Annotated in this window: 22 protein-coding genes and 1 pseudogene; 18 read left to right on the forward strand and 5 right to left on the reverse strand. The window is 40.2% G+C overall.

Features of this window, described 5'->3' with window-relative positions:
- Together QS39_RS03860 and QS39_RS03865 are read left to right on the forward strand one after the other, a co-directional pair.
- On the forward strand, positions 1–1,068 hold the full coding sequence (locus tag QS39_RS03860) for an ABC transporter ATP-binding protein (protein ID WP_000159550.1): 1,068 nt from the start codon (positions 1–3) through the stop codon (positions 1,066–1,068).
- Positions 1,069–1,078: 10 nt separating this feature from the next.
- On the forward strand, positions 1,079–2,005 hold the full coding sequence (locus tag QS39_RS03865) for an ATP-binding cassette domain-containing protein (RefSeq protein WP_033684751.1): 927 nt from the start codon (positions 1,079–1,081) through the stop codon (positions 2,003–2,005).
- 414 nt (positions 2,006–2,419) lie between these two features.
- Here the strand turns inward: QS39_RS03865 and QS39_RS03875 are convergent, their stop codons facing one another.
- Both QS39_RS03875 and QS39_RS03880 read right to left on the reverse strand, forming a co-directional pair.
- Positions 2,420–3,298 (reverse strand): LysR family transcriptional regulator, encoded by an 879-nt coding sequence (locus QS39_RS03875; protein WP_077804685.1) that lies wholly within the window; start codon positions 3,296–3,298, stop codon positions 2,420–2,422.
- A gap of 127 nt (positions 3,299–3,425) precedes the next feature.
- Entirely contained in the window at positions 3,426–3,776 is a 351-nt protein-coding gene (locus QS39_RS03880; protein WP_077804686.1) for a helix-turn-helix domain-containing protein, read from the reverse strand.
- Between the two features lie 273 nt (positions 3,777–4,049).
- Here QS39_RS03880 and QS39_RS03885 point away from each other — a divergent pair, with 273 nt between their 5' ends.
- Together QS39_RS03885 and QS39_RS10715 are read left to right on the forward strand one after the other, a co-directional pair.
- Positions 4,050–5,675 carry a malolactic enzyme gene (locus QS39_RS03885; protein WP_077804687.1) on the forward strand — a complete coding sequence of 542 codons (1,626 nt, stop codon included), beginning with the start codon at positions 4,050–4,052 and terminating at the stop codon, positions 5,673–5,675.
- Positions 5,676–5,876: 201 nt separating this feature from the next.
- A pseudogene (locus tag QS39_RS10715) lies at positions 5,877–5,996 on the forward strand (IS630 family transposase); the annotation flags it as partial.
- Between the two features lie 282 nt (positions 5,997–6,278).
- Here QS39_RS10715 and QS39_RS03890 read toward each other — a convergent pair.
- Positions 6,279–6,794, reverse strand: coding sequence for a YbhB/YbcL family Raf kinase inhibitor-like protein (locus tag QS39_RS03890; RefSeq protein ID WP_077804688.1), 516 nt, complete (start codon positions 6,792–6,794; stop codon positions 6,279–6,281).
- Positions 6,795–6,920: 126 nt separating this feature from the next.
- Here QS39_RS03890 and QS39_RS03895 point away from each other — a divergent pair, with 126 nt between their 5' ends.
- Complete coding sequence (locus QS39_RS03895; RefSeq protein ID WP_001047055.1) at positions 6,921–7,796, forward strand: LysR family transcriptional regulator; 876 nt, start codon at positions 6,921–6,923, stop codon at positions 7,794–7,796.
- 415 nt (positions 7,797–8,211) lie between these two features.
- On the opposite strand, the gene QS39_RS03900 is transcribed toward QS39_RS03895, so the two are convergent.
- The gene (locus QS39_RS03900) at positions 8,212–9,378 is read right to left on the reverse strand and encodes an IS30-like element ISSmi1 family transposase (protein ID WP_077804689.1); all 1,167 of its coding nucleotides are present in this window, start codon (positions 9,376–9,378) and stop codon (positions 8,212–8,214) included.
- Between the two features lie 571 nt (positions 9,379–9,949).
- Between QS39_RS03900 and QS39_RS03910 the strand changes: the two genes are divergently transcribed.
- The 13 genes from QS39_RS03910 to yidD all read left to right on the forward strand — a co-directional run bounded on the left by QS39_RS03910 (position 9,950) and on the right by yidD (position 19,138).
- Positions 9,950–10,927: an ABC transporter substrate-binding protein gene (locus QS39_RS03910; RefSeq protein ID WP_077804690.1), complete on the forward strand. Its 978-nt coding sequence runs from the start codon at positions 9,950–9,952 to the stop codon at positions 10,925–10,927.
- Positions 10,928–10,938: 11 nt separating this feature from the next.
- On the forward strand, positions 10,939–11,832 hold the full coding sequence (locus QS39_RS03915; protein ID WP_077804691.1) for an ABC transporter permease: 894 nt from the start codon (positions 10,939–10,941) through the stop codon (positions 11,830–11,832).
- A gap of 12 nt (positions 11,833–11,844) precedes the next feature.
- Positions 11,845–12,648 carry an ABC transporter ATP-binding protein gene (locus QS39_RS03920; protein ID WP_000157661.1) on the forward strand — a complete coding sequence of 268 codons (804 nt, stop codon included), beginning with the start codon at positions 11,845–11,847 and terminating at the stop codon, positions 12,646–12,648.
- 325 nt (positions 12,649–12,973) lie between these two features.
- Complete coding sequence (locus QS39_RS03930) at positions 12,974–13,222, forward strand: YneF family protein (protein ID WP_000364990.1); 249 nt, start codon at positions 12,974–12,976, stop codon at positions 13,220–13,222.
- 200 nt (positions 13,223–13,422) lie between these two features.
- Positions 13,423–14,217 (forward strand): glutamate racemase, encoded by a 795-nt coding sequence (gene racE, locus QS39_RS03935; RefSeq protein WP_077804693.1) that lies wholly within the window; start codon positions 13,423–13,425, stop codon positions 14,215–14,217.
- Entirely contained in the window at positions 14,214–15,185 is a 972-nt protein-coding gene (locus tag QS39_RS03940) for a nucleoside-triphosphate diphosphatase (RefSeq protein WP_077804694.1), read from the forward strand. The genes racE and QS39_RS03940 overlap by 4 nt, the downstream gene beginning before the upstream one ends.
- Positions 15,161–15,682 (forward strand): metallophosphoesterase, encoded by a 522-nt coding sequence (locus QS39_RS03945; RefSeq protein ID WP_001118952.1) that lies wholly within the window; start codon positions 15,161–15,163, stop codon positions 15,680–15,682. Before QS39_RS03940 ends, QS39_RS03945 begins: the two co-directional genes overlap by 25 nt.
- Positions 15,679–16,140 carry a cyclic-di-AMP-binding protein CbpB gene (cbpB, locus tag QS39_RS03950; protein WP_004260968.1) on the forward strand — a complete coding sequence of 154 codons (462 nt, stop codon included), beginning with the start codon at positions 15,679–15,681 and terminating at the stop codon, positions 16,138–16,140. Before QS39_RS03945 ends, cbpB begins: the two co-directional genes overlap by 4 nt.
- Positions 16,137–16,871, forward strand: coding sequence for a site-specific tyrosine recombinase XerD (gene xerD / locus QS39_RS03955; RefSeq protein ID WP_307877693.1), 735 nt, complete (start codon positions 16,137–16,139; stop codon positions 16,869–16,871). Before cbpB ends, xerD begins: the two co-directional genes overlap by 4 nt.
- Positions 16,871–17,599 (forward strand): segregation/condensation protein A, encoded by a 729-nt coding sequence (locus QS39_RS03960; RefSeq protein WP_077804696.1) that lies wholly within the window; start codon positions 16,871–16,873, stop codon positions 17,597–17,599. The genes xerD and QS39_RS03960 overlap by 1 nt, the downstream gene beginning before the upstream one ends.
- Positions 17,600–17,617: 18 nt before the next feature.
- Complete coding sequence (gene scpB / locus QS39_RS03965) at positions 17,618–18,187, forward strand: SMC-Scp complex subunit ScpB (RefSeq protein WP_020903100.1); 570 nt, start codon at positions 17,618–17,620, stop codon at positions 18,185–18,187.
- Positions 18,174–18,896 (forward strand): pseudouridine synthase, encoded by a 723-nt coding sequence (locus tag QS39_RS03970; RefSeq protein WP_001222228.1) that lies wholly within the window; start codon positions 18,174–18,176, stop codon positions 18,894–18,896. Before scpB ends, QS39_RS03970 begins: the two co-directional genes overlap by 14 nt.
- Positions 18,896–19,138: a membrane protein insertion efficiency factor YidD gene (yidD, locus tag QS39_RS03975; protein WP_077804697.1), complete on the forward strand. Its 243-nt coding sequence runs from the start codon at positions 18,896–18,898 to the stop codon at positions 19,136–19,138. Before QS39_RS03970 ends, yidD begins: the two co-directional genes overlap by 1 nt.
- A 215-nt stretch (positions 19,139–19,353) precedes the next feature.
- Here the strand turns inward: yidD and QS39_RS03980 are convergent, their stop codons facing one another.
- On the reverse strand, positions 19,354–20,319 hold the full coding sequence (locus QS39_RS03980) for a siderophore ABC transporter substrate-binding protein (RefSeq protein WP_077804698.1): 966 nt from the start codon (positions 20,317–20,319) through the stop codon (positions 19,354–19,356).
- Positions 20,320–20,371: the final 52 nt, after the last annotated feature.

Raw genomic sequence — 20,371 nt, forward strand, 5'->3', positions numbered from 1 at the left:
ATGACAAAAGAAAAAAATGTAATTTTGACTGCTCGCGATATTGTCGTGGAATTTGACGTTCGTGACAAAGTATTGACAGCCATTCGCGGCGTTTCCCTTGAACTAGTTGAAGGAGAAGTATTAGCCTTGGTAGGTGAGTCAGGATCAGGAAAATCTGTTTTGACAAAAACTTTCACAGGTATGCTTGAAGAAAATGGTCGCATTGCCCAAGGAAGTATTGACTACCGTGGTCAGGATTTGACAGCCTTGTCTTCTCACAAGGATTGGGAACAAATTCGTGGTGCTAAGATTGCGACTATCTTCCAAGATCCAATGACTAGTTTGGACCCAATTAAAACAATTGGTAGTCAGATTACAGAAGTTATTGTAAAACACCAAGGAAAAACAGCTAAAGAAGCAAAAGAACTGGCTATTGACTACATGAATAAGGTTGGGATTCCAGACGCAGATAGACGTTTTGATGAATACCCATTCCAATATTCTGGAGGAATGCGTCAACGTATCGTTATTGCGATTGCCCTTGCCTGCCGACCTGATGTCTTGATCTGTGATGAGCCAACGACTGCCTTGGATGTAACCATCCAAGCACAGATTATTGATTTGCTAAAATCTTTACAAAACGAGTACCATTTCACAACAATCTTTATCACCCACGACCTTGGTGTGGTAGCAAGTATTGCGGATAAGGTAGCGGTGATGTATGCAGGAGAAATCGTTGAGTATGGAACTGTTGAGGAAGTCTTCTATGACCCTCGCCATCCATATACATGGAGTCTCTTGTCTAGCTTGCCTCAGCTTGCTGATGATAAAGGGGATCTTTACTCAATCCCAGGAACACCTCCGTCACTTTATACTGACCTGAAAGGGGATGCTTTTGCCTTGCGTTCTGACTATGCAATGCAGATTGACTTCGAACAAAAAGCCCCTCAATTCTCAGTATCAGAGACGCATTGGGCTAAAACTTGGCTTCTTCATGAGGATGCTCCAAAAGTAGAAAAACCAGCTGTGATTGCAAATCTCCACGATAAGATCCGTGAAAAAATGGGATTTGCCCATCTGGCAGACTAGGAGGAAGGAAATGTCTGAAAAATTAGTAGAAATCAAAGATTTAGAAATTTCCTTCGGTGAAGGAAGTAAGAAGTTTGTCGCGGTTAAAAATGCTAACTTCTTTATCAACAAGGGAGAAACTTTCTCGCTTGTAGGTGAGTCAGGTAGTGGGAAAACAACTATTGGTCGTGCGATTATCGGTCTAAATGATACAAGTAATGGAGATATCATTTTTGATGGTCAAAAGATTAATGGTAAGAAATCGCGTGAACAAGCTGCGGAATTGATTCGTCGTATCCAGATGATTTTCCAAGACCCTGCCGCAAGTTTGAATGAACGTGCTACTGTTGATTATATTATTTCTGAAGGTCTTTACAATCATCATCTGTTCAAAGATGAAGAAGAACGTAAAGAGAAAGTTCAAAATATTATCCGTGAAGTGGGGCTTCTTGCTGAGCACTTGACTCGTTACCCTCATGAATTCTCAGGTGGTCAACGTCAACGTATCGGTATTGCCCGTGCCTTGGTCATGCAACCAGACTTTGTTATTGCGGATGAGCCAATTTCAGCCTTGGACGTTTCTGTGCGTGCCCAAGTATTGAACTTGCTCAAAAAATTCCAAAAAGAACTTGGTTTGACCTATCTCTTTATCGCCCATGACTTGTCGGTTGTTCGTTTTATTTCAGATCGTATCGCGGTTATTTACAAGGGTGTTATTGTAGAGGTTGCAGAAACAGAAGAATTGTTTAACAATCCAATTCACCCATATACTCAAGCCTTGCTTTCAGCGGTACCAATTCCAGACCCAATCTTGGAACGTAAGAAGGTCTTGAAGGTTTACGATCCAAGTCAACACGACTATGAGACTGATAAACCGTCTATGGTTGAAATCCGTCCAGGTCACTATGTTTGGGCTAACCAAGCCGAATTGGCACGTTATCAACAAGGATTAAACTAATAATGGTTTTATAATTTCCATGTCAACTTTTATGGAAATTATAAACCTTTTTTTGTTGGACTGATTTGAAAATCTTTGAAAGTGCCTTGAAAGAATTTTCGAAAGAAATAGAATTCTTAGAAAATCATTGAATTATAGTGAGATGAAATAAAATCTGAACAACTTTATTAGGAAAGTCAAATTAATTTCTAGAAAAGTTTTAGAAGTCACGGCGTATTACTCTAGCTTCAATCTACTATAGTCTAATACTCTTCGAAAATCTCTTCAAACCACGTCAGCTCTATCTGCCACCTCAAAACAGTGTTTTGAGCAACCTGAGGTTAGCTTCCTAGTTTGCTTTTTGATTTTCATTGAGTCTAATATCTACAATGTAAAAAACTCTAGCTATCAGTTCATTGATAGTTAGAGTTTTTTCTATTCATATGATTTAAGGAGATTAAATAAGGCTTCTACTTCTGATGACGGTGTAGCTGATTTAAGGTAAGCGTAATAAACTGTAAAAGTTATCTTGTCCTTCGGTATAAGCGGAATTTTTATTAAATCATCATCTTCATCAGAAAGTGCGATATCAGCCAGTAAACTAAGGCCAATCCCTTTCTTTAAAAGTTCTTTAAGGATGGCAATGTCATCAGTCTTAAAGAATATTTCTGCCTTGTTTTGATACTTTTGATTAAGCGTTTCAAAAGCTTTCAGGTGAACAAAGTGTTCATCTAAGAGTATAAAGGATTGATCTGCTAATTCTTCAAAAGCGAGGGAAGGAGCAGTGGCAAAAGGATGGTTCTTAGATAAAACGACATACAGTTCTTTATGAAATAGCTCGTGTGTCTCTATTGAAGGATAGTTGAGAGGCTCAATCAAACCGAGTAGGCTTGCATTAAGGTCTCCCTTAAGGAGAAGGTTTAATAACTCTACGGAGCCACCGCGGATAGGGCGTATCTTTTTTAAAAAATCGAATTTATCTTTTTCGTTTAAGGCAGCAAAGAGATATTGAATGATAATAGGAGGGAATCCTACAGTAGAGTATTGTGCCAAGGAGCGATTAATTTCTTTGCGAGTAGAAATGACCTCAGGTAAAATCAGTTCTGTATGCTTTAGAAGGATTTGTCCTTGAGGAGTTAGCTTGAAGGAACGATGCGAGGGGTCATGGTGAATCAATTTGCAGTTAAAGGATTCCTCTAAGCGCTTGATAGCATAAGAAATAGATGGTTGGCTGACTTTATGTTGTTTTGCTACTTCCGTATAGGATTGAAGCTGGCAGAGGTCATAAAAATATTGTAGATCTTTTAAATTCATATGGGTTCACTTTCATTAGTTGGAGAAGGAAAATAAGTGGAAAACAGCAGATAAATAATTTTTATCCGTATCCTACAATTTGACTATACGAGTATTCACCAGTTAAAATGTAAGTGAGTCAGGGATCTCAAAGATTATCTAAGATACTCTCAAAAATGACCAACATTTTTTCTCGTTTATCAATAGGGAGCTGTTTAATCTTCATGTTGATTCTTTTGAGTGAAAGATTGTCACTCTTATCAGAGGATGATTCAAGGCTATCAAAATTGAAAAATTCCTCTGGGGTCATTTCTAGGGCGTCAATCACTTTTTCAAGACTGTGAATGGTCAGATTCACATTTTGGTTTTCAAGTTGATTGATATACTTAAGCCCGAGTCCTGCTTGTTCTGAAAGTTCTTCCTGGCTCATTTTATTCTGTGTTCGAAAATATTTCACTTTTTGGGAAATATATTGTTGTAAATAGTTTTTAGTTGTCATATAAATAGAATACAAGTTTTATATGACAAAAAAACACCTTAAAAAATACAAAGTACTACATAACATACCTATATGATATTTATTTTAATTAGGATTGTCAATTTGTATGATTGGTTTATTTTACTCGAAACTTTTAGTAAAGAGAGATCATCGAGAGTTTGATGAGTTCAGAAATTTATAACATATGCGTATACAATTGTATTATTTAAACAACAACGTTTTACGAACAATTCGTTTCATGTGGTATAATATAAATAAAAAGGAGGTTGCACTATGACTTCACATGATATTTTAAACAATCCTTTCCTCAATAAAGGTACTGCTTTTACCTTAGAGGAGCGAAAGGAACTAGGCCTTATTGGTTTACTGCCACCGTATGTTCAAACGATTGAAGAACAAGCGGCGCAAACTTATGCACAAATGCAAACAAAAGCCAATGATTTGGAAAAACGTCTTTTCCTAATGGAAATTTTTAATACCAACAGGACTCTTTTCTATTACCTCTTTTCTCAACATTTGGAAGAATTCAATCCAATTGTATATGATCCAACCATTGCAGATACGATTGAAGGCTATAGTGATCTTTTTGTAGATCCCCAATATGCGGGATATCTTGATATTAATCATCCTGAAAATATTGAAGCTACTTTGAAAAACGCTGCCGGGGGTCGCGAGATTCGTCTCATTGTTGTAACAGATGCAGAAGGAATCCTTGGAATTGGCGACTGGGGAACAAATGGTGTCGATATTTCTGTTGGGAAATTGATGGTCTATACGGGTGCTGCTGGAATCGATCCTTCAATGGTCCTTCCTTTAGTCATTGATGCAGGGACTAACCGTGAAGAACTTCGTAACAATCCTAATTACTTAGGAAATCGTCACGAACGGGTCCGCGGAGATCGTTACTACGACTTCATTGACCAATTTGTTCAAACAGCAGAACGTCTCTTTCCTAAACTTTACCTTCACTGGGAAGATTTTGGTCGATTGAATGCTGCCAATATTCTTGAAAAATACCGGAAACAAATTCCGACCTTTAATGATGATATTCAAGGTACAGGCATCGTTACCTTGGGTGGTATCTTTGGTTCGCTGGATATTAGTGGTGAAAAATTAACAGATCAAGTTTATCTCTGCTATGGTGGTGGTACTGCGGGTGCAGGAATTGCCTCTCGTGTTCTTCGTGAAATGGTAAGTGAAGGTCTTTCTGAAGAAGAAGCCTATAAACGTTTCTTTATGGTTGATAAACAAGGTCTTCTCTTTGATGACATGGATGACTTGACACCAGAGCAAAAACCATTTGCTAAGAAACGTGCTGACTTTAGTAACGCAGATAAGTTGACTGATCTGCTTGAAGTAGTGAAGACTGTGAAGCCAACCATTCTTGTAGGAACTTCAACTCAGCCTAATACCTTCACTAAAGAAATAGTAGAAGCTATGTGTGAAAACACAGAACGCCCAATGATCTTCCCTTTGTCAAACCCAACTAAATTGGCAGAAGCTAGTGCCAAAGATTTGATTGAATGGTCAGATGGCAAAGCTTTTGTCGCAACAGGAATTCCTGCTGATACGGTTTCTTATAAAGGTGTAGACTATGTGATTGGTCAAGCAAATAATGCCCTGATTTACCCAGGTCTTGGTCTAGGTATGCTGGCTTCTGAAGCAAGTCTTTTGACTGATGAAATGATTGGAGCAGCGGCGCATTCATTGAGTGGTATTGTCAATCCAGGCCAACCAGGAGCTCCTGTCTTGCCACCATTCAAGTATGTAGCAGATGTTTCTATTAAAGTAGCAGAAGCAGTCGCTAAAAAAGCACAAGAGCAAGGTCTTGCACGCGCTAAGGAAACAGATATGGCCAAAGCAGTTCGTGATTTGAAGTGGTATCCAGAGTATAAATAATTCATTTCTGCTGCTATCCTCGGGATACTTGGCTTATTTTGGATATGTTAGCAATCTACAGAGTTGATAACCGAAAAGTAAAGAGATTGTCGTATTGACTATTGGTTTTAAACAGTATAAAATAACTGTCGATTTTTTGTCCGACTGCCAAGAGTCAGTTTAATACTATACTAAAATCAAAACGCATTATATAATAGTGATATGAAATCAACCAAAGAAGAAATACAAGTTATCAAAACACTTTTAAAAGACTCTAGTACAACTAAATACCATAAAAGTCTTCAAATCGTTCTATTTTGTCTAATGGGCAAATCTTTGAAATTATCCTAAAAGAATTATGAAAGAATTTTCGAAAAATTTTAAAATGATCAAAACGCATAATATCAGATGTAGGTTAGCTTGATATTATGCGTTTTTATTATGTAAAGATTTGATGAATTTCTCCTAATACTCTTTGATTTTCATTGAGTATAAAATTGAGTTTTTGTATAGCTTCAAACGTATGTATAGAGAATATTAGAAATTAGACTATGTTAAATTAGTGAATTTGATAGTCCGTATCTGTTTCGAACTATTATAAAATCGTTTATCCCATATTTTTATTTAAAATTGACCAATAACAACTGTACTAGTTTTATCCAACGAAATTGAAGAGAGAGCATCTAATAGTTCATTATAGTAGAAACCATTTTTCAAATTTGTTTTAGTAGCTAGAGCGAACACTTCTAGCGTATATCGATGATCTTTATCAGGAGGAGTTGGTCCAACAAACATAGAATCAATTTCAGAAAAGTCAGTTTCCAATAGAGGACTTGCGAAACTATTTTTCCCTTGCGTAATAGAATCTTTATAATCTAGACTGTAATTTTCAGGAATAATGACTGTATTATTTTTAACTTCTATATCCGTAGCAAGCCAGTGAATCCAAGGGAATGAACAAACTGGAATCGCATCATAATCAATTAAAGTAATAGCTATATATTTTGTCCCTTCTGGTAATTCGCTAATTTCAAAGGGGAAAGATCGTACAGGATTCCCCTTAATAATGTCGGTACAATCTGCTTCTTTTCCAAATCGTTTAGGCAATAAGTTCTGGTTAAAAGGTATATTAATTTTCATCATATTGCTCCTTTCATATAATCGAATAAATTATTCTTGATTCTATGATATAATAAATACTAACTTTTTAAAATTTGGAAAAAGTTAATAATTCATTAAATATTATTTTAGGAAGGAGAGGAGATAATGAATTTAGATTGGTATTATACATTCTTAGTATTATCTAAACACCTCAATTATCATAGAGCAAGCGAAGAATTATTTTTAACGGAACCAACACTTCACCAGCAAATAAAAAAACTCGAAAAACACTTACAAGTAAATTTATTTGAAACAGTTGGAAGAAATTTAACTTTAACTCCAACAGGACGAGAATTTATCCCTATCGTAAAAAAAATAATTGCGACATATGAAGATGGGATTAAAAAAATACAGTTAAAAAATAAAAAGTTGGAAACACATTTAAACATCGCAGTTTCACCTTACATAGCTACCTATCTGTTACCGAAATTTCTTCCAGAATTTTTTGAAGAACAACCATCTGTAGGTATTTCAATTACAGTTTTACAAAATGATATTGCTCGAGAAATTGAAAATAATCAATTTGATATTGGGATAGCTAGGGAAGAACCTTATACTACAAAGATTAATTCAGAAAAAATTTGTGAGGGTAAAATTGCTCTTTTTTATCCCAAAAATGATTCTCAACTAACTGAGGTGGAGTTATTTCAAAAATATAAGATTTTATCAGATAATCATCCTGTTTATTGGAATAAAGTAAAACAAGAAATTTCTGAAATTGTTCCGGAATCTCAATTTGTTTCTATAAAGGATATAGCAGTAACTGAGAAATTGATTGAAATGGGACAAGGAATATCTTATCTTCCTCTATACCTTAAAATGACTTTAAATCCTAATATTGCTACTCGAATACCAGAAGAAATTTCTATTCCACTATCCTTTACTTACATAATGACTAGAAAAAATTCGGAAGCTATTGAACTTTTCAAAAATAAATTTAAGGAATTTATTGTTTTTGAACAAAATAAAGTAAATTTTTGACTCTTAAAAAGATGACTTGTGTATCTAGAAACTAGTTAGTATTAATGTATAAAATTGAAATTTCGCATCATACTTTCTGAGTTTAGATTGACTTGGTTATGAGTTTGAAACAGAGATCGAAAAACTTTGAAAGAATTTTCAAAAAAGGTAACTTCTAAAACTAACTTCCAGTTTCCCCCAACCTAGCTTTTAGTATGAGAAAAACGCGTGAAATCAGTGGAAATCCGTATTAGACTAACTTCCGCTGGTTTTCTTTTTCTTGATATATAAGGGTTCAAAAGCGAAAAGACACAGAAAAAAGTGCACGACAAATAGCCCTAAAACAGAGTCGTCTTAGAGTAACTTCCAGTTGCTAGCGTTTAGTTTGAGACTTTTCGATGGTGATAAGATGTGTAGTTAGAGTGGAAAATTCCCTTTATTTCAATAAATCAGGTGATAAGTGTGTGTCTTCTGGTTTGACAAATTGGCAACCCAGAAGAGCGGCGATGTCCTCGCCAAAGGTGAAGGTGAAGACGTCGTAAGCAGATTTTCCTTGAAACTCTTCTCGTTTCAAGGAATTGACATGGGAAATGACTAGATTGACGTCTTTCTGAGTCAGCTGGTCAAAGGAAGTGCCCTTGGGCAGAATGGCTCGCAAAACCGTATGGTTCTTCTCAATCCGCCCCTTCTGGTCAGGACGGCTAGGGTCGCAGAAGTAGAGGTGAGACTTCCCATCAATGTCTCTCTCAAGCTCCTCCACATAGGAGAACTCAGAGCCGTTGTCCGTTAGAATGACAGGGAACAGCTGATGGAACGCAACCCCTCCGTCCATGACTCTTTCTTTCAAAGCTGCGAATTTAGTGGCGACCTCCAGAGCAGTCTTGTTGTCCAAAAGCAAGGCGAAGAGGAAATTGCAGAAGGAAACGTTGAAGGTGAGCAGTAGCTTTCCACCAGGTCTGCCGATGACCGTGTCCATTTCCAACCATTTGAAGAAATCATCTGTTTCTCGTAACTCTTGGAAATCTTGGTAGGTTCGCCCAATTTTTAGCTCTTTGGGAATAGCTACTTTTCTGGATTTTCTGCGTTCCTTGAACGTGACCATCCGAGGAAAATCAATGGGCTTGGCTGTCAGATATCCCAGCTTGGCATGCCGATACACCGTAGCTTTCGACACAGGTAGGTTATGTGTCTGAATGATATGGTAGATGCTTTGTTTCTTCTGGATGCCTAGGGTTAAGACCTTGTCCATCTGATAAAAACTTTCCTTGTTTAGGGGAATGCCCTCTCTGGACTCCCTCAACATAGTCTCGTACTGTTCCTGTGCCTTTTTCGCGTAGTAAAGATAGCGGTTAAACCCACAATCCGTCCTCTTTTTTGGACAGTTGTTACAGACATAAGGAGCTTTTTTGAGAAGAGGGCAATCCGTGCAATCAGATTTGACGGATGTTGGATGAATGATGCGATTGCGCTTGATTTCCTTTGAAATCGTTGACGGGTCTTTTCCCATCTTCTCAGCGATGGAACGGAAAGTCTCCTGTTGGCTGATTCCAGTTTGGATGTCAATACGGTCTTCTAGAGTGAGATGTTTTTGTTTTTTCGTCATGAGGTGCCTCCTCACGAAAAGTCTCAGGCTTAATTCTAGCATAATTCGTCGTCTGAGACTAACTTCCAGTTTTGGGAGAGAGCTGGAAGTTACTTTGAGAAGTTACGAATTTTCAAAAAATTTTAAAAAATTCTGAAATATTCTTGACAGCTGATAAAAAAGGTGGTAAGATAGGAAACATCAAAAAAGAAAGCAGAAAAAGAAATGAATAAGAAACAAGCTGTAACGATGAATCAAAACTTTTACTTTAGCTACTTTAGATAGTGTTTGTAGACATGTCACCATGGATGCAAACAGTTCAAGCAATTTGTTTGTATCTATGTGGCTAAGATTTTTGATTGTGGTCCATATAGATGAATATCTAAATGGACTAGCTAAGTTGTAACTTGTTAGATTATTTCAAGCATCCGTTTAGGTATTATCTAGGCGGTTTTTTGTTTTATACTCTTCGAAAATCTCTTCAAACCACGTCAACGTCGCCTTGCCGTACTCAAGTACAGCCTGCGGCTAGTTTCCTAGTTTGCTCTTTGATTTTCATTGAGTATTATCTTTTCTGAGAAGGAGTTTCATTATGAAAGTTGTTCGAAAATTGCTAGCACCCCTCTTGGTAGTGGGGATCCTCTTAACCTCTCTGATTAGTTTGCATCAGTTGAAGGCAGATAAGAAAAAAGATGTTTTTCGTATCGGTATTTCGCAGTTTATTACCCACCAGTCTTTAGACGCTACTAGAGAAGGGTTTGTAGATGAACTGGCCAAACAAGGCTATGTTGATGGGAAAAATATTGAGATTGATTTGCAAAATGCACAGGGAGAACAAAGAAATCTTAAAACGATTTCCCAGCAACTAGCAGAATCTAGTGATGTCGTTCTAGCCATCGCAACGCCTTCTGCCCAGAGCTTGGCTAATACAACACAAACGACACCTGTTATCTTTTCAGCGGTAACAGATCCTGTCAGTGCCAAGTTGGTTGAGTCAAGAGAACATCCTGGGGGCAATGTAACTGGGACAAGCGATCAGTCATCAGATGCTATTTCAACCCAAATCAATTTGATAAAGAAAGTGTTGCCAAAAGCTAAAACAATTGGAATTCTTTATACTCAGAGCGAGCCAAACTCAGTTGTCCAAAAGGATGAAGCTAAGCGACTTCTGGAAGAAAAAGGATTTACCGTTGTTGAAAAAACAATCTTGGACAGCAACAACGTCAAGGCGGCAGCAGAGAGTTTGATGGCAGAGGTGGATATGGTTTTTGTACCAACGGATAATATCATTTCATCAACCATGGAAACAGTCAAGCAGGTTTCTATTAAACACAAGGTTCCAGTATTCGGTGGTTCAACAGAAATGATTGCGGTTGGTGGCTTGTATAACTACGGAACCAATTATGAAGAATTGGGAAGACAGACAGCTCGCATGCTGGTTCGTGTCTTAAAAGGTGAGAAGCCAGAAAATATAGCAGTTGAGTTGCCTGAAAAATTGGAATTGCATACCAATCAAGAAATGGCAGACGCATTGGGAATTGATATGAGTAAGTTAGAAGGCAAGGAATAAGGAGATTTGAGATGAATTTTGTATTATCTAGTTTATCAGAAGGTTTGTTGTGGTCGATTATGGCGATTGGGGTCTACTTGACTTTCCGTATTTTGGATATTGCGGATATGACTGCTGAAGGAGCCTTTCCACTGGGGGCGGCTGTCGTCGTATCTCAGATACAGGCAGGGACAAATCCTTGGATTGCGACTTTACTTGCTTTGCTGGCTGGTATGGTAGCAGGTCTAGTATCAGGAATGCTCCACACCAAGATGAAAATTCCAGCTCTCTTGACAGGGATTGTGACCTTGACAGGGCTTTATTCCATCAATATTAAAATCATGGGAAGTGTGCCCAATCTTTCCTTGGGAGATTCTTCAACTGTCTTTAAACAGTTGGCGAGCTTGGGACTGACAAATGAAGAAGCTGTTTTCTCACTCAGCTTGGTCTGTCTCTTACTTGTTTGTTTGGTCTTGACTCTTTTGATGAAAACAGAGATTGGCTTGGTCTTGCGTTCGACTGGGGACAATATTCCGATGAGTGAGGCCAATGGGGTCAATGTAGACACCATGAAGATTGTTGGTTACATGATTTCAAACGGCTTGATTGCCCTATGTGGTTCCTTGTTTGCCCAAAATGATGGATTTTCAGATGTGACTTCTGGGACAGGAACCATCGTTGTTGGTTTGAGTGCAGTGATTATTGCGGAAGTCTTGATTCATGATTTAACCATTGGAAGCCGCTTATTATCCATCGGAATTGGTGCGATTGTTTACCGTTTGATTATTTTAAATATCTATGAGATTCCAAATCTAGACCAAAACCTGGTTCGTCTCTTTAATGCAATCTTGCTCGCCTTAGTTTTATTTGCACCAGAATTGCAAAAGAGATTAAAGATTCGTGGTCTGAAATTGAGAAATGAATAGGAGGAGAAAGTTATGGCAAGTTTGTTAACGCTTGAAAATATTCACAAAACATTTGAAGCAGGGACGGTCAATGAGAACCATGTCCTCAAAGGATTAGATTTAGAGGTTGAAGAGGGAGATTTTATCTCTGTGATTGGTGGAAATGGAGCAGGGAAATCCACTTTGATGAATATCTTGGCTGGCAATCTATCGGTGGACGAAGGGGACCTTTTATTGGCAGGGAAATCCATTAAAAATCTGAGTGTAAGAAAGAGAGCCAAGGATATCGCCCGTGTTTTTCAAGATCCTAAGATGGGAACAGCCTCTCGTTTGACGATTGAGGAGAATATGGCTATTGCCTTGAGACGTGGACAAAAAAGAGGACTTGGCTGGGGCGTGAAGGAGAAGGATAGAATCCAGTTCCAAGAGGCCTTGAAGGAGTTGAATATTGGTCTTGAAAACCGCTTAAAAGTAGATACTCAATATCTCTCAGGAGGACAAAGACAGGCCTTGACCCTAGTCATGGCAGCTCTGGTGAAACCCAAACTTTTGCTTTTGGATGAACACACTGCGGCCCTTGACCCTAAAACGAGTCAAATGGTGATGGATTTGACGCAAAAGATTGTGGAACACCATCAGTTGACGACTTTGATGATTACCCACGATATGAACCATGCGATTGAGTACGGCAATCGTCTCATTATGCTCTATCAGGGTAAAATAGTAGTGGATGTCAAGGGAGAAGAGAAAAAGCATCTGACAGTTGAAGACCTCATGCATCTCTTCCAGAAAAATAGTGGCCAAAGTCTAGTTAGTGATGAATTGGTTTTGGGATAAAGAAAAAGGCTGAGATCTAGTGTCTCAGTCTTTTATTAGTACAAATGGATAGGCAGAAATATGAAATTGATACTCTTCTAAAATCACTTCAAACCACGTTAGCTCTATCTGCAACCTTAAAACAGTGCTTTGAGCGACCTGCGGCTAGCTTCCTAGTTTGCTCTTTGATTTTCATTGAGTATAAACTCAGTAAGGAGCCCTCTTTTGCAGAAAAGCAGGGTTCTTTTTGCTGTCTATTCCATCTATGAAAGCGTAAAACAAACTAGTCAGGGTGGCTAGTTTGTGGTATAATGAAAGGGACTCAAAAAGAAACAGGAGAAAAATGATGGATTTACTTTTAGCAATTGTATTGATTGTGCTAGCTTTTCTAGGAGGAGCTCTTGGAGGGATGTACTTGGTTCGTAAGCAAATCGAAAAAGAATTTGCTGACAACCCACGTTTGAATGCTGAAGCAGTTCGTACTCTTTTGAGTGCAAATGGTCAAAAACCAAGCGAAGCTAAGGTACAACAAGTTTACCACCAAATCATCCGCCAACAAAAGGCAGCCCTTGCTAACAATAAAAAGAAAAAATAAATAAGGAAAAGTCTGGGATGAAAGTTCCAGACTTCTCACTATGTTGGCTAAGGGTTTAGGGATGAGGCTTTTTCCTTGCATTCTATTGATATTTGATTATGATTAAGAGAGATAGTTGTTGATTAGGATGTCATTCAGTTCATAAGGATCAATAATCATAATGAACTATCAATCAGAAAAAAGACTAGAAAGAAGACTGTATGGATAATCGACCAATTGGTTTTTTGGATTCGGGTGTCGGGGGCTTGACCGTTGTGCGCGAGCTCATGCGCCAACTTCCCCATGAAGAAATCGTCTATATTGGAGATTCGGCACGGGCGCCCTATGGTCCCCGTCCTGCTGAGCAAATTCGTGAATATACCTGGCAGTTGGTCAACTTTCTCTTGACCAAGGATGTCAAAATGATTGTCATTGCTTGTAATACTGCGACTGCGGTCGTCTGGGAAGAAATCAAGGCTCAACTAGATATTCCTGTCTTGGGTGTAATTTTGCCAGGAGCTTCGGCAGCTATCAAGTCCAGCCAAGGTGGGAAAATCGGAGTGATTGGAACACCCATGACGGTACAATCAGACATCTACCGTCAGAAAATTCATGATTTGGATCCGGACTTACAGGTGGAGAGTTTGGCCTGTCCCAAGTTTGCTCCCTTAGTGGAGTCTGGTGCCCTGTCAACCAGTGTCACCAAGAAAGTGGTCTATGAAACCCTGCGTCCCTTGGTTGGAAAGGTGGATAGCCTGATTTTGGGTTGTACCCATTATCCACTGCTCAGACCTATTATTCAAAATGTCATGGGACCGAATGTCAAACTCATTGATAGTGGGGCAGAGTGCGTACGGGATATCTCAGTCTTACTTAATTATTTTGAAATCAATCGTGGTCGCGATGCTGGACCACTTCATCACCGTTTTTACACAACAGCCAGCAGCCAAAGTTTTGCACAAATTGGTGAAGAATGGCTGGAAAAAGAGATTTATGTGGAGCATGTAGAATTATGACAAATAAAATTTATGAATACAAGGATGACCAGGACTGGTATGTTGGGTCCTATAGTATTTTTGGTGGTGTCCGGACTTTGACTGATGAAGACTTGGATTTTCCTCTAGTTGGATTGGCCAAAATCTTTCGAGACGAGGAACGAGGTTTTCCACTTTCAGTTACTGTTTTACGCTATGGTTCTCCCTACCGTTTATTGTCTTTTGTAGTAGATATCCTTAACCAAGAAATGGGACGAAATTTGGAAGTTATTCAACGTCAGGGAGCCCTGCTCTTGGTTGAAAATGGGCAACTCCTGCATGTAGAATTGCCTAAAGAAGGTGTTGATGTAGAAGCATTCTTTGAGACAAACAAGGTCAGAGAAACCTTATTGATTGCGACTCGTAACGAGGGCAAGACCAAGGAATTTCGAGCTATTTTTGACAAGCTAGGCTACGATGTGGAAAATCTTAATGACTACCCTGACTTGCCTGAAGTAGCTGAAACAGGCATGACCTTTGAAGAAAATGCCCGCCTCAAGGCAGAAACCATTTCTCAATTAACGGGCAAGATGGTTTTGGCAGATGATTCTGGACTTAAAGTTGATGTCCTTGGTGGCTTGCCAGGTGTCTGGTCAGCTCGTTTCGCAGGTGTGGGAGCTACTGATCGTGAAAACAATGCCAAGCTCTTGCACGAATTGGCCATGGTCTTTGAACTCAAGGACCGCTCGGCTCAATTCCATACAACCCTAGTCGTTGCCAGTCCAAACAAGGAAAGCTTGGTTGTTGAAGCAGACTGGCCTGGCTACATTAACTTTGAACCCAAGGGTGAAAATGGCTTTGGCTATGATCCTCTTTTCCTTGTGGGAGAGACAGGCAAATCATCAGCTGAATTAACCCTTGAAGAAAAAAATAGTCAATCTCATCGTGCCTTAGCCGTTAAGAAACTTTTGGAGGTATTTCCATCATGGCAAAGCAAACCATCATTGTAATGAGCGATTCTCATGGCGATAGCTTGATTGTGGAAGAAATCCGTGATCGCTATGTGGGCAAAGTTGACGCCGTTTTTCATAACGGCGATTCTGAACTGCGTCCTGATTCTCCCCTTTGGGAAGGCATCCGTGTTGTTAAAGGGAACATGGACTTCTACGCCGGCTACCCAGAACGTTTGGTGACTGAGCTTGGTTCGACCAAGATTATCCAAACCCATGGTCACTTGTTTGACATCAATTTCAACTTTCAAAAGTTGGACTACTGGGCTCAGGAAGAAGAGGCCGATATCTGTCTTTATGGTCACTTGCATGTGCCAAGCGCTTGGATGGAAGGCAAGACCCTCTTTCTAAATCCAGGTTCTATCAGTCAACCACGTGGGACCATCAGAGAATGTCTCTATGCTCGTGTGGAGATTGATGATAGTTACTTCAAAGTCGACTTTTTGACACGAGACCATGAGGTGTATCCGGGCTTGTCCAAGGAGTTTAGCCGATGATTGCCAAGGAGTTTGAGACTTTCTTGTTGGGGCAGGAGGAAACTTTTTTGACCCCTGCTGAAAATCTAGCCGTGTTGATTGATACCCACAATGCGGATCATGCGACCCTCTTGCTCAGTCAGATGACCTATACCCGTGTTCCTGTTGTGACAGATGAAAAACAGTTTGTTGGAACTATTGGGCTCAGAGATATTATGGCTTATCAGATGGAGCATGATTTGAGTCAAGAAATCATGGCAGATACGGATATCGTTCATATGACGAGAACGGACGTAGCGGTTGTTTCGCCTGATTTTACCATTACGGAGGTCTTGCACAAGCTGGTAGATGAGTCCTTCTTGCCGGTTGTGGATGCGTCTGGTATTTTCCAAGGAATTATCACGCGCAAGTCTATCCTCAAGGCAGTCAATGCCCTCTTGCATGATTTTAGTAAGGAATATGAAATTCGATGCAAATGAGAGACAGGATTTCAGCCTTTTTAGAGGAAAAGCAGGGCTTATCTGCTAATTCCAAGCAGTCCTATAAGTATGATTTGGAGCAATTTTTAGACATTGTAGGCGAGCGGATTTCTGAGACCAGTCTCAAGATTTACCAAGCCCAGCTAGCCAATCTAAAAATCAGCGCCCAGAAGCGAAAGATTTCGACCTGTAACCAATTTCTCTACTTTCTCTATCAAAAAGGAGAAGTGGATAGCTTTTACCGCTTGGAATTAGCTAAACAAGCTGAAAAGAAGACCTCAAAACCAGAACTGTTAAACCTAGACTCTTTTTGGCAGGAAAGTGATTATCCAGAGGGGCGTTTACTGGCTCTTATTATCTTGGAAATGGGGCTCTTGCCGAGTGAGATTTTGGCTCTCAAGGTTGAGGATATCAATCTGGACTTTCAGGTGTTGCGAATCAAGAAGGCTTCCCAACAGAGGATTGTTACCATTCCCACGAGCTTGCTTTCAGAATTGGAATCCTTGATGGGGCAGACCTACCTCTTTGAAAGGGCAGGGAAAGCCTATTCTCGTCAGTGGGCCTTCCGTCAGCTAGAGTCCTTTGTCAAGGAGAAAGGTTTTCCAGAACTATCAGCTCAAGCCCTACGGGAACAGTTCATTCTACGACAAATTGAAAAAAAGGTCGATTTGTACGAAATTGCAAAAAAATTAGGATTAAAAACAGTCCTGACCTTAGAAAAATATAGATAATGGATATTAAACTAAAAGATTTTGAAGGGCCCCTGGACTTGCTCTTGCACCTAGTTTCTAAGTACCAGATGGATATCTACGATGTGCCCATTACGGAAGTCATCGAACAGTATCTAGCCTATGTCTCAACCCTGCAGGCCATGCGTCTGGAAGTGACGGGTGAGTACATGGTTATGGCCAGTCAGCTCATGCTGATCAAGAGCCGCAAGCTTCTTCCGAAGGTGGCAGAAGTGACAGACTTGGAGGATGACCTAGAGCAGGATCTTCTCTCTCAAATCGAAGAATACCGCAAGTTCAAGCTCTTGGGTGAGCATTTGGAAGCCAAGCACCAAGAGCGAGCCCAGTATTATTCCAAAGCGCCGACAGAGTTGATTTATGAAGATGCGGAGCTTGTGCATGACAAGACGACCATTGACCTATTTTTGGCTTTTTCCAATATCTTAGCTAAGAAAAAAGAGGAGTTTGCACAGAACCACACGACTATCTTGCGGGATGAGTATAAGATTGAGGACATGATGATTATCGTGAAAGAGTCCTTGATTGGACGAGATCAATTGCGCTTGCAGGATTTGTTCAAGGAAGCCCAGAATCTCCAAGAGGTCATCACCCTCTTTTTGGCAACCCTAGAGTTAATCAAAACTCAGGAGCTGATCCTCGTGCAAGAGGAAAGTTTCGGAGATATTTATCTCATGGAAAAGAAGGAAGAAAGTCAAGTGGCCCAAAGCTAGACTTGATAGAGAGGAAAGATGAGTACTTTAGCAAAAATAGAAGCGCTCTTGTTTGTAGCGGGTGAAGATGGGATTAGAGTCCGCCAGTTAGCTGAACTCCTCTCTCTGCCACCGACAGGCATCCAACAGAGTTTAGAAAAATTAGCCCAGAAGTATGAAAAGGACCCAGATTCCAGTTTGGCCCTGATTGAGACAGGTGGTGCTTATAGATTGGTGACCAAGCCTCAGTTTTCAGAGATTTTGAAGGAATACTCTAAGGCACCTATCAACCAGAGTTTATCTCGGGCTGCCCTTGAGACCTTGTCCATCATTGCCTACAAACAGCCTATCACACGGATAGAGATTGATGCCATCCGTGGGGTCAACTCGAGTGGGGCCTTGGCAAAGTTGCAGGCTTTTGACTTGATACGAGAAGACGGGAAAAAAGAAGTGTTGGGTCGCCCCAACCTCTATGTGACTACAGATTATTTCCTAGATTACATGGGGATAAACCATTTGGAAGAATTACCAGTGATTGATGAGCTTGAGATTCAAGCCCAAGAAAGCCAATTATTTGGTGAAAGGATAGAAGAAGATGAGAATCAATAAGTATATTGCCCACGCAGGTGTGGCCAGTAGGAGAAAAGCAGAAGAGCTGATCAAGCAAGGTTTGGTGACGGTTAACGGCCAAGTGGTACGTGAACTAGCAACCACTATCAAGTCAGGCGACAAGGTCGAAGTTGAAGGTCAGCCTATCTACAACGAAGAAAAGGTCTACTATCTGCTTAACAAACCACGCGGTGTCATTTCCAGTGTGACAGATGACAAGGGCCGCAAGACGGTTGTCGACCTCTTGCCCAACGTGAAAGAGCGCATCTACCCTGTAGGTCGTTTGGACTGGGATACATCAGGAGTCTTGATTTTGACCAATGATGGGGATTTTACAGATGAGATGATTCACCCTCGTAATGAGATTGACAAGGTTTATGTCGCGCGTGTTAAAGGTGTGGCCAATAAGGATAATCTCCGCCCCTTGACCCGTGGACTTGAGATTGATGGCAAGAAAACCAAACCAGCTGTTTATGAAATTCTCAAAGTGGATCCAGTTAAAAATCGCTCTGTGGTACAGTTGACCATCCATGAAGGGCGTAACCACCAGGTTAAAAAGATGTTTGAAGCTGTCGGTCTCCAAGTAGATAAGTTGTCACGGACCCGTTTCGGACATCTAGACTTGACAGGACTCCGTCCAGGAGAATCCCGTCGTCTTAATAAAAAAGAAATCAGCCAACTACACACCATGGCTGTAACCAAGAAATAATGAAACGAATTTTAATAGCGCCTGTGCGCTTTTACCAACGTTTTATCTCGCCAGCCTTTCCACCCTCTTGTCGCTTTGAGCCGACTTGCTCCAACTATATGATTCAGGCTATTGAGGAACATGGCTTCAAGGGTGTCTTGATGGGCTTGGCTCGGATTTTACGTTGCCATCCCTGGTCGAAAACAGGCAAGGATCCTGTGCCAAACCATTTTTCTCTCAAACGAAATCAAGAAGAAAAATGAGGCTGGGTAAAAGATTTTAGTGAAATGATAAAAACGCATCCTATCAGGTTTGAGTGAACTGATAGGATGCGTTTTATCATGTAAAGATGTTAGTTGATACTCAATGAAAATCAAAGAGCAAACTAGGAAACTAGCCGCAGGCTGTACTTGAGTACGGCAAGGCGACGTTGACGTGGTTTGAATTTGATTTTCGAAGAGTATGAGTTTGAAGTTGCTTATTTCAAGCCTTTTTGTGCATCTTCAATCATGAGTTTGGTTGATTCAAGTCCGCCTCCGCTTAGATACCAGAGGTCTGGTGTTAGTTGGATAATCTTACCATTTTTAGCCGCAGGTGTTTCAGCGATGAGGGCATTTTCTAGGACACCGTCGTTACTAGAGTTGTCTCCACCGATGGCAAGGGTACGGTTGATAACGAAGAGGATATCAGGATTGATTTCTTTGACACTTTCAAAGCTGACTTCTTGTCCGTGGCGAGAGTCTTCAAATTGAGTATCAGTTGGCTTGAATTTCAAGGTTTGGTACAAGAAAGAGAAACGAGATTGGGCACCAAAGGCAGCCATTTTTCCTTCGTTGAGGAGGATAGCAAGGGCTTTTTTGTCAGAGCTTTCATTTTTAGTAGCGACTTCTTGGATGCTCTTGTCTAGCTTGGCCAATTCTTCCTTGGCTTTCTGTGTACCAGTTTCGCCGAAGGCACTTGCTAAGGATTCGATATTAGCCTTAGTTGAAGTCCAGTAGTCGTCCTTGCTTGCTTGGAAGAGAACAGTCGGAGCGATTTCGTTGAACTTATCTACGAATTTTTGGGTACGTGGTGAAGCGATAATTAGGTCTGGTTCAAGAGCAGCAAGGGCTTCTAGGTCTGGCTCAACCATGGAACCAACATTTTTAACTTTTCCAGCTAGGTCTTTAAGATAAGTCGGAACAGTTTTTGTAGGCATTCCGACGATATTCTTTTCAAAACCTAAAGCGCGAATAGTATCCGCAGCACCGAGGTCAAAGGTCACAATCTTTTCAGGGACTTTTGAAAGTGTGACTACACCTAGTGAACTTTTAATGGTTACCTCTGTTGGAGCGGAGCTACTTGACTCCGTCTTACTAGTGCTTGAGTTTGTACTACATGCACCAAGTAGGAGCAAGAAGCCAGCCGCTAGGGCAGTGAGATAAAGTTTAAGGGATGTTTTCATGATTTCTCCTTTTTAAAATGTGATAACGATTTAGGGAGTCTCTTGGTCTTAT

Origin of the sequence: Streptococcus mitis, assembly GCF_002005545.1 — a bacterium.
GTDB classification, from domain to species: Bacteria; Bacillota; Bacilli; order Lactobacillales; family Streptococcaceae; genus Streptococcus; species Streptococcus mitis_I.

Excerpts from the sequence above, each read along its gene's own strand:
- QS39_RS03980 (WP_077804698.1), bottom strand. The coding sequence starts at position 20,319 with ATGAAAACATCCCTTAAACTTTATCTCACTGCCCTAGCGGCTGGCTTC.
- QS39_RS03940 (WP_077804694.1), top strand. The coding sequence starts at position 14,214 with ATGACAAATAAAATTTATGAATACAAGGATGACCAGGACTGGTATGTT.
- QS39_RS03880 (WP_077804686.1), bottom strand. The coding sequence starts at position 3,776 with ATGACAACTAAAAACTATTTACAACAATATATTTCCCAAAAAGTGAAA.
- scpB (WP_020903100.1), top strand. The coding sequence starts at position 17,618 with ATGAGTACTTTAGCAAAAATAGAAGCGCTCTTGTTTGTAGCGGGTGAA.
- QS39_RS03915 (WP_077804691.1), top strand. The coding sequence starts at position 10,939 with ATGAATTTTGTATTATCTAGTTTATCAGAAGGTTTGTTGTGGTCGATT.
- QS39_RS03875 (WP_077804685.1), bottom strand. The coding sequence starts at position 3,298 with ATGAATTTAAAAGATCTACAATATTTTTATGACCTCTGCCAGCTTCAA.
- QS39_RS03885 (WP_077804687.1), top strand. The coding sequence starts at position 4,050 with ATGACTTCACATGATATTTTAAACAATCCTTTCCTCAATAAAGGTACT.
- QS39_RS03900 (WP_077804689.1), bottom strand. The coding sequence starts at position 9,378 with ATGACGAAAAAACAAAAACATCTCACTCTAGAAGACCGTATTGACATC.
- QS39_RS03945 (WP_001118952.1), top strand. The coding sequence starts at position 15,161 with ATGGCAAAGCAAACCATCATTGTAATGAGCGATTCTCATGGCGATAGC.
- QS39_RS03890 (WP_077804688.1), bottom strand. The coding sequence starts at position 6,794 with ATGAAAATTAATATACCTTTTAACCAGAACTTATTGCCTAAACGATTT.
- QS39_RS03970 (WP_001222228.1), top strand. The coding sequence starts at position 18,174 with ATGAGAATCAATAAGTATATTGCCCACGCAGGTGTGGCCAGTAGGAGA.
- xerD (WP_307877693.1), top strand. The coding sequence starts at position 16,137 with ATGAGAGACAGGATTTCAGCCTTTTTAGAGGAAAAGCAGGGCTTATCT.
- QS39_RS03910 (WP_077804690.1), top strand. The coding sequence starts at position 9,950 with ATGAAAGTTGTTCGAAAATTGCTAGCACCCCTCTTGGTAGTGGGGATC.
- racE (WP_077804693.1), top strand. The coding sequence starts at position 13,423 with ATGGATAATCGACCAATTGGTTTTTTGGATTCGGGTGTCGGGGGCTTG.
- cbpB (WP_004260968.1), top strand. The coding sequence starts at position 15,679 with ATGATTGCCAAGGAGTTTGAGACTTTCTTGTTGGGGCAGGAGGAAACT.
- QS39_RS03895 (WP_001047055.1), top strand. The coding sequence starts at position 6,921 with ATGAATTTAGATTGGTATTATACATTCTTAGTATTATCTAAACACCTC.
- QS39_RS03860 (WP_000159550.1), top strand. The coding sequence starts at position 1 with ATGACAAAAGAAAAAAATGTAATTTTGACTGCTCGCGATATTGTCGTG.
- QS39_RS03920 (WP_000157661.1), top strand. The coding sequence starts at position 11,845 with ATGGCAAGTTTGTTAACGCTTGAAAATATTCACAAAACATTTGAAGCA.
- QS39_RS03960 (WP_077804696.1), top strand. The coding sequence starts at position 16,871 with ATGGATATTAAACTAAAAGATTTTGAAGGGCCCCTGGACTTGCTCTTG.
- QS39_RS03865 (WP_033684751.1), top strand. The coding sequence starts at position 1,079 with ATGTCTGAAAAATTAGTAGAAATCAAAGATTTAGAAATTTCCTTCGGT.
- QS39_RS03930 (WP_000364990.1), top strand. The coding sequence starts at position 12,974 with ATGGATTTACTTTTAGCAATTGTATTGATTGTGCTAGCTTTTCTAGGA.
- yidD (WP_077804697.1), top strand. The coding sequence starts at position 18,896 with ATGAAACGAATTTTAATAGCGCCTGTGCGCTTTTACCAACGTTTTATC.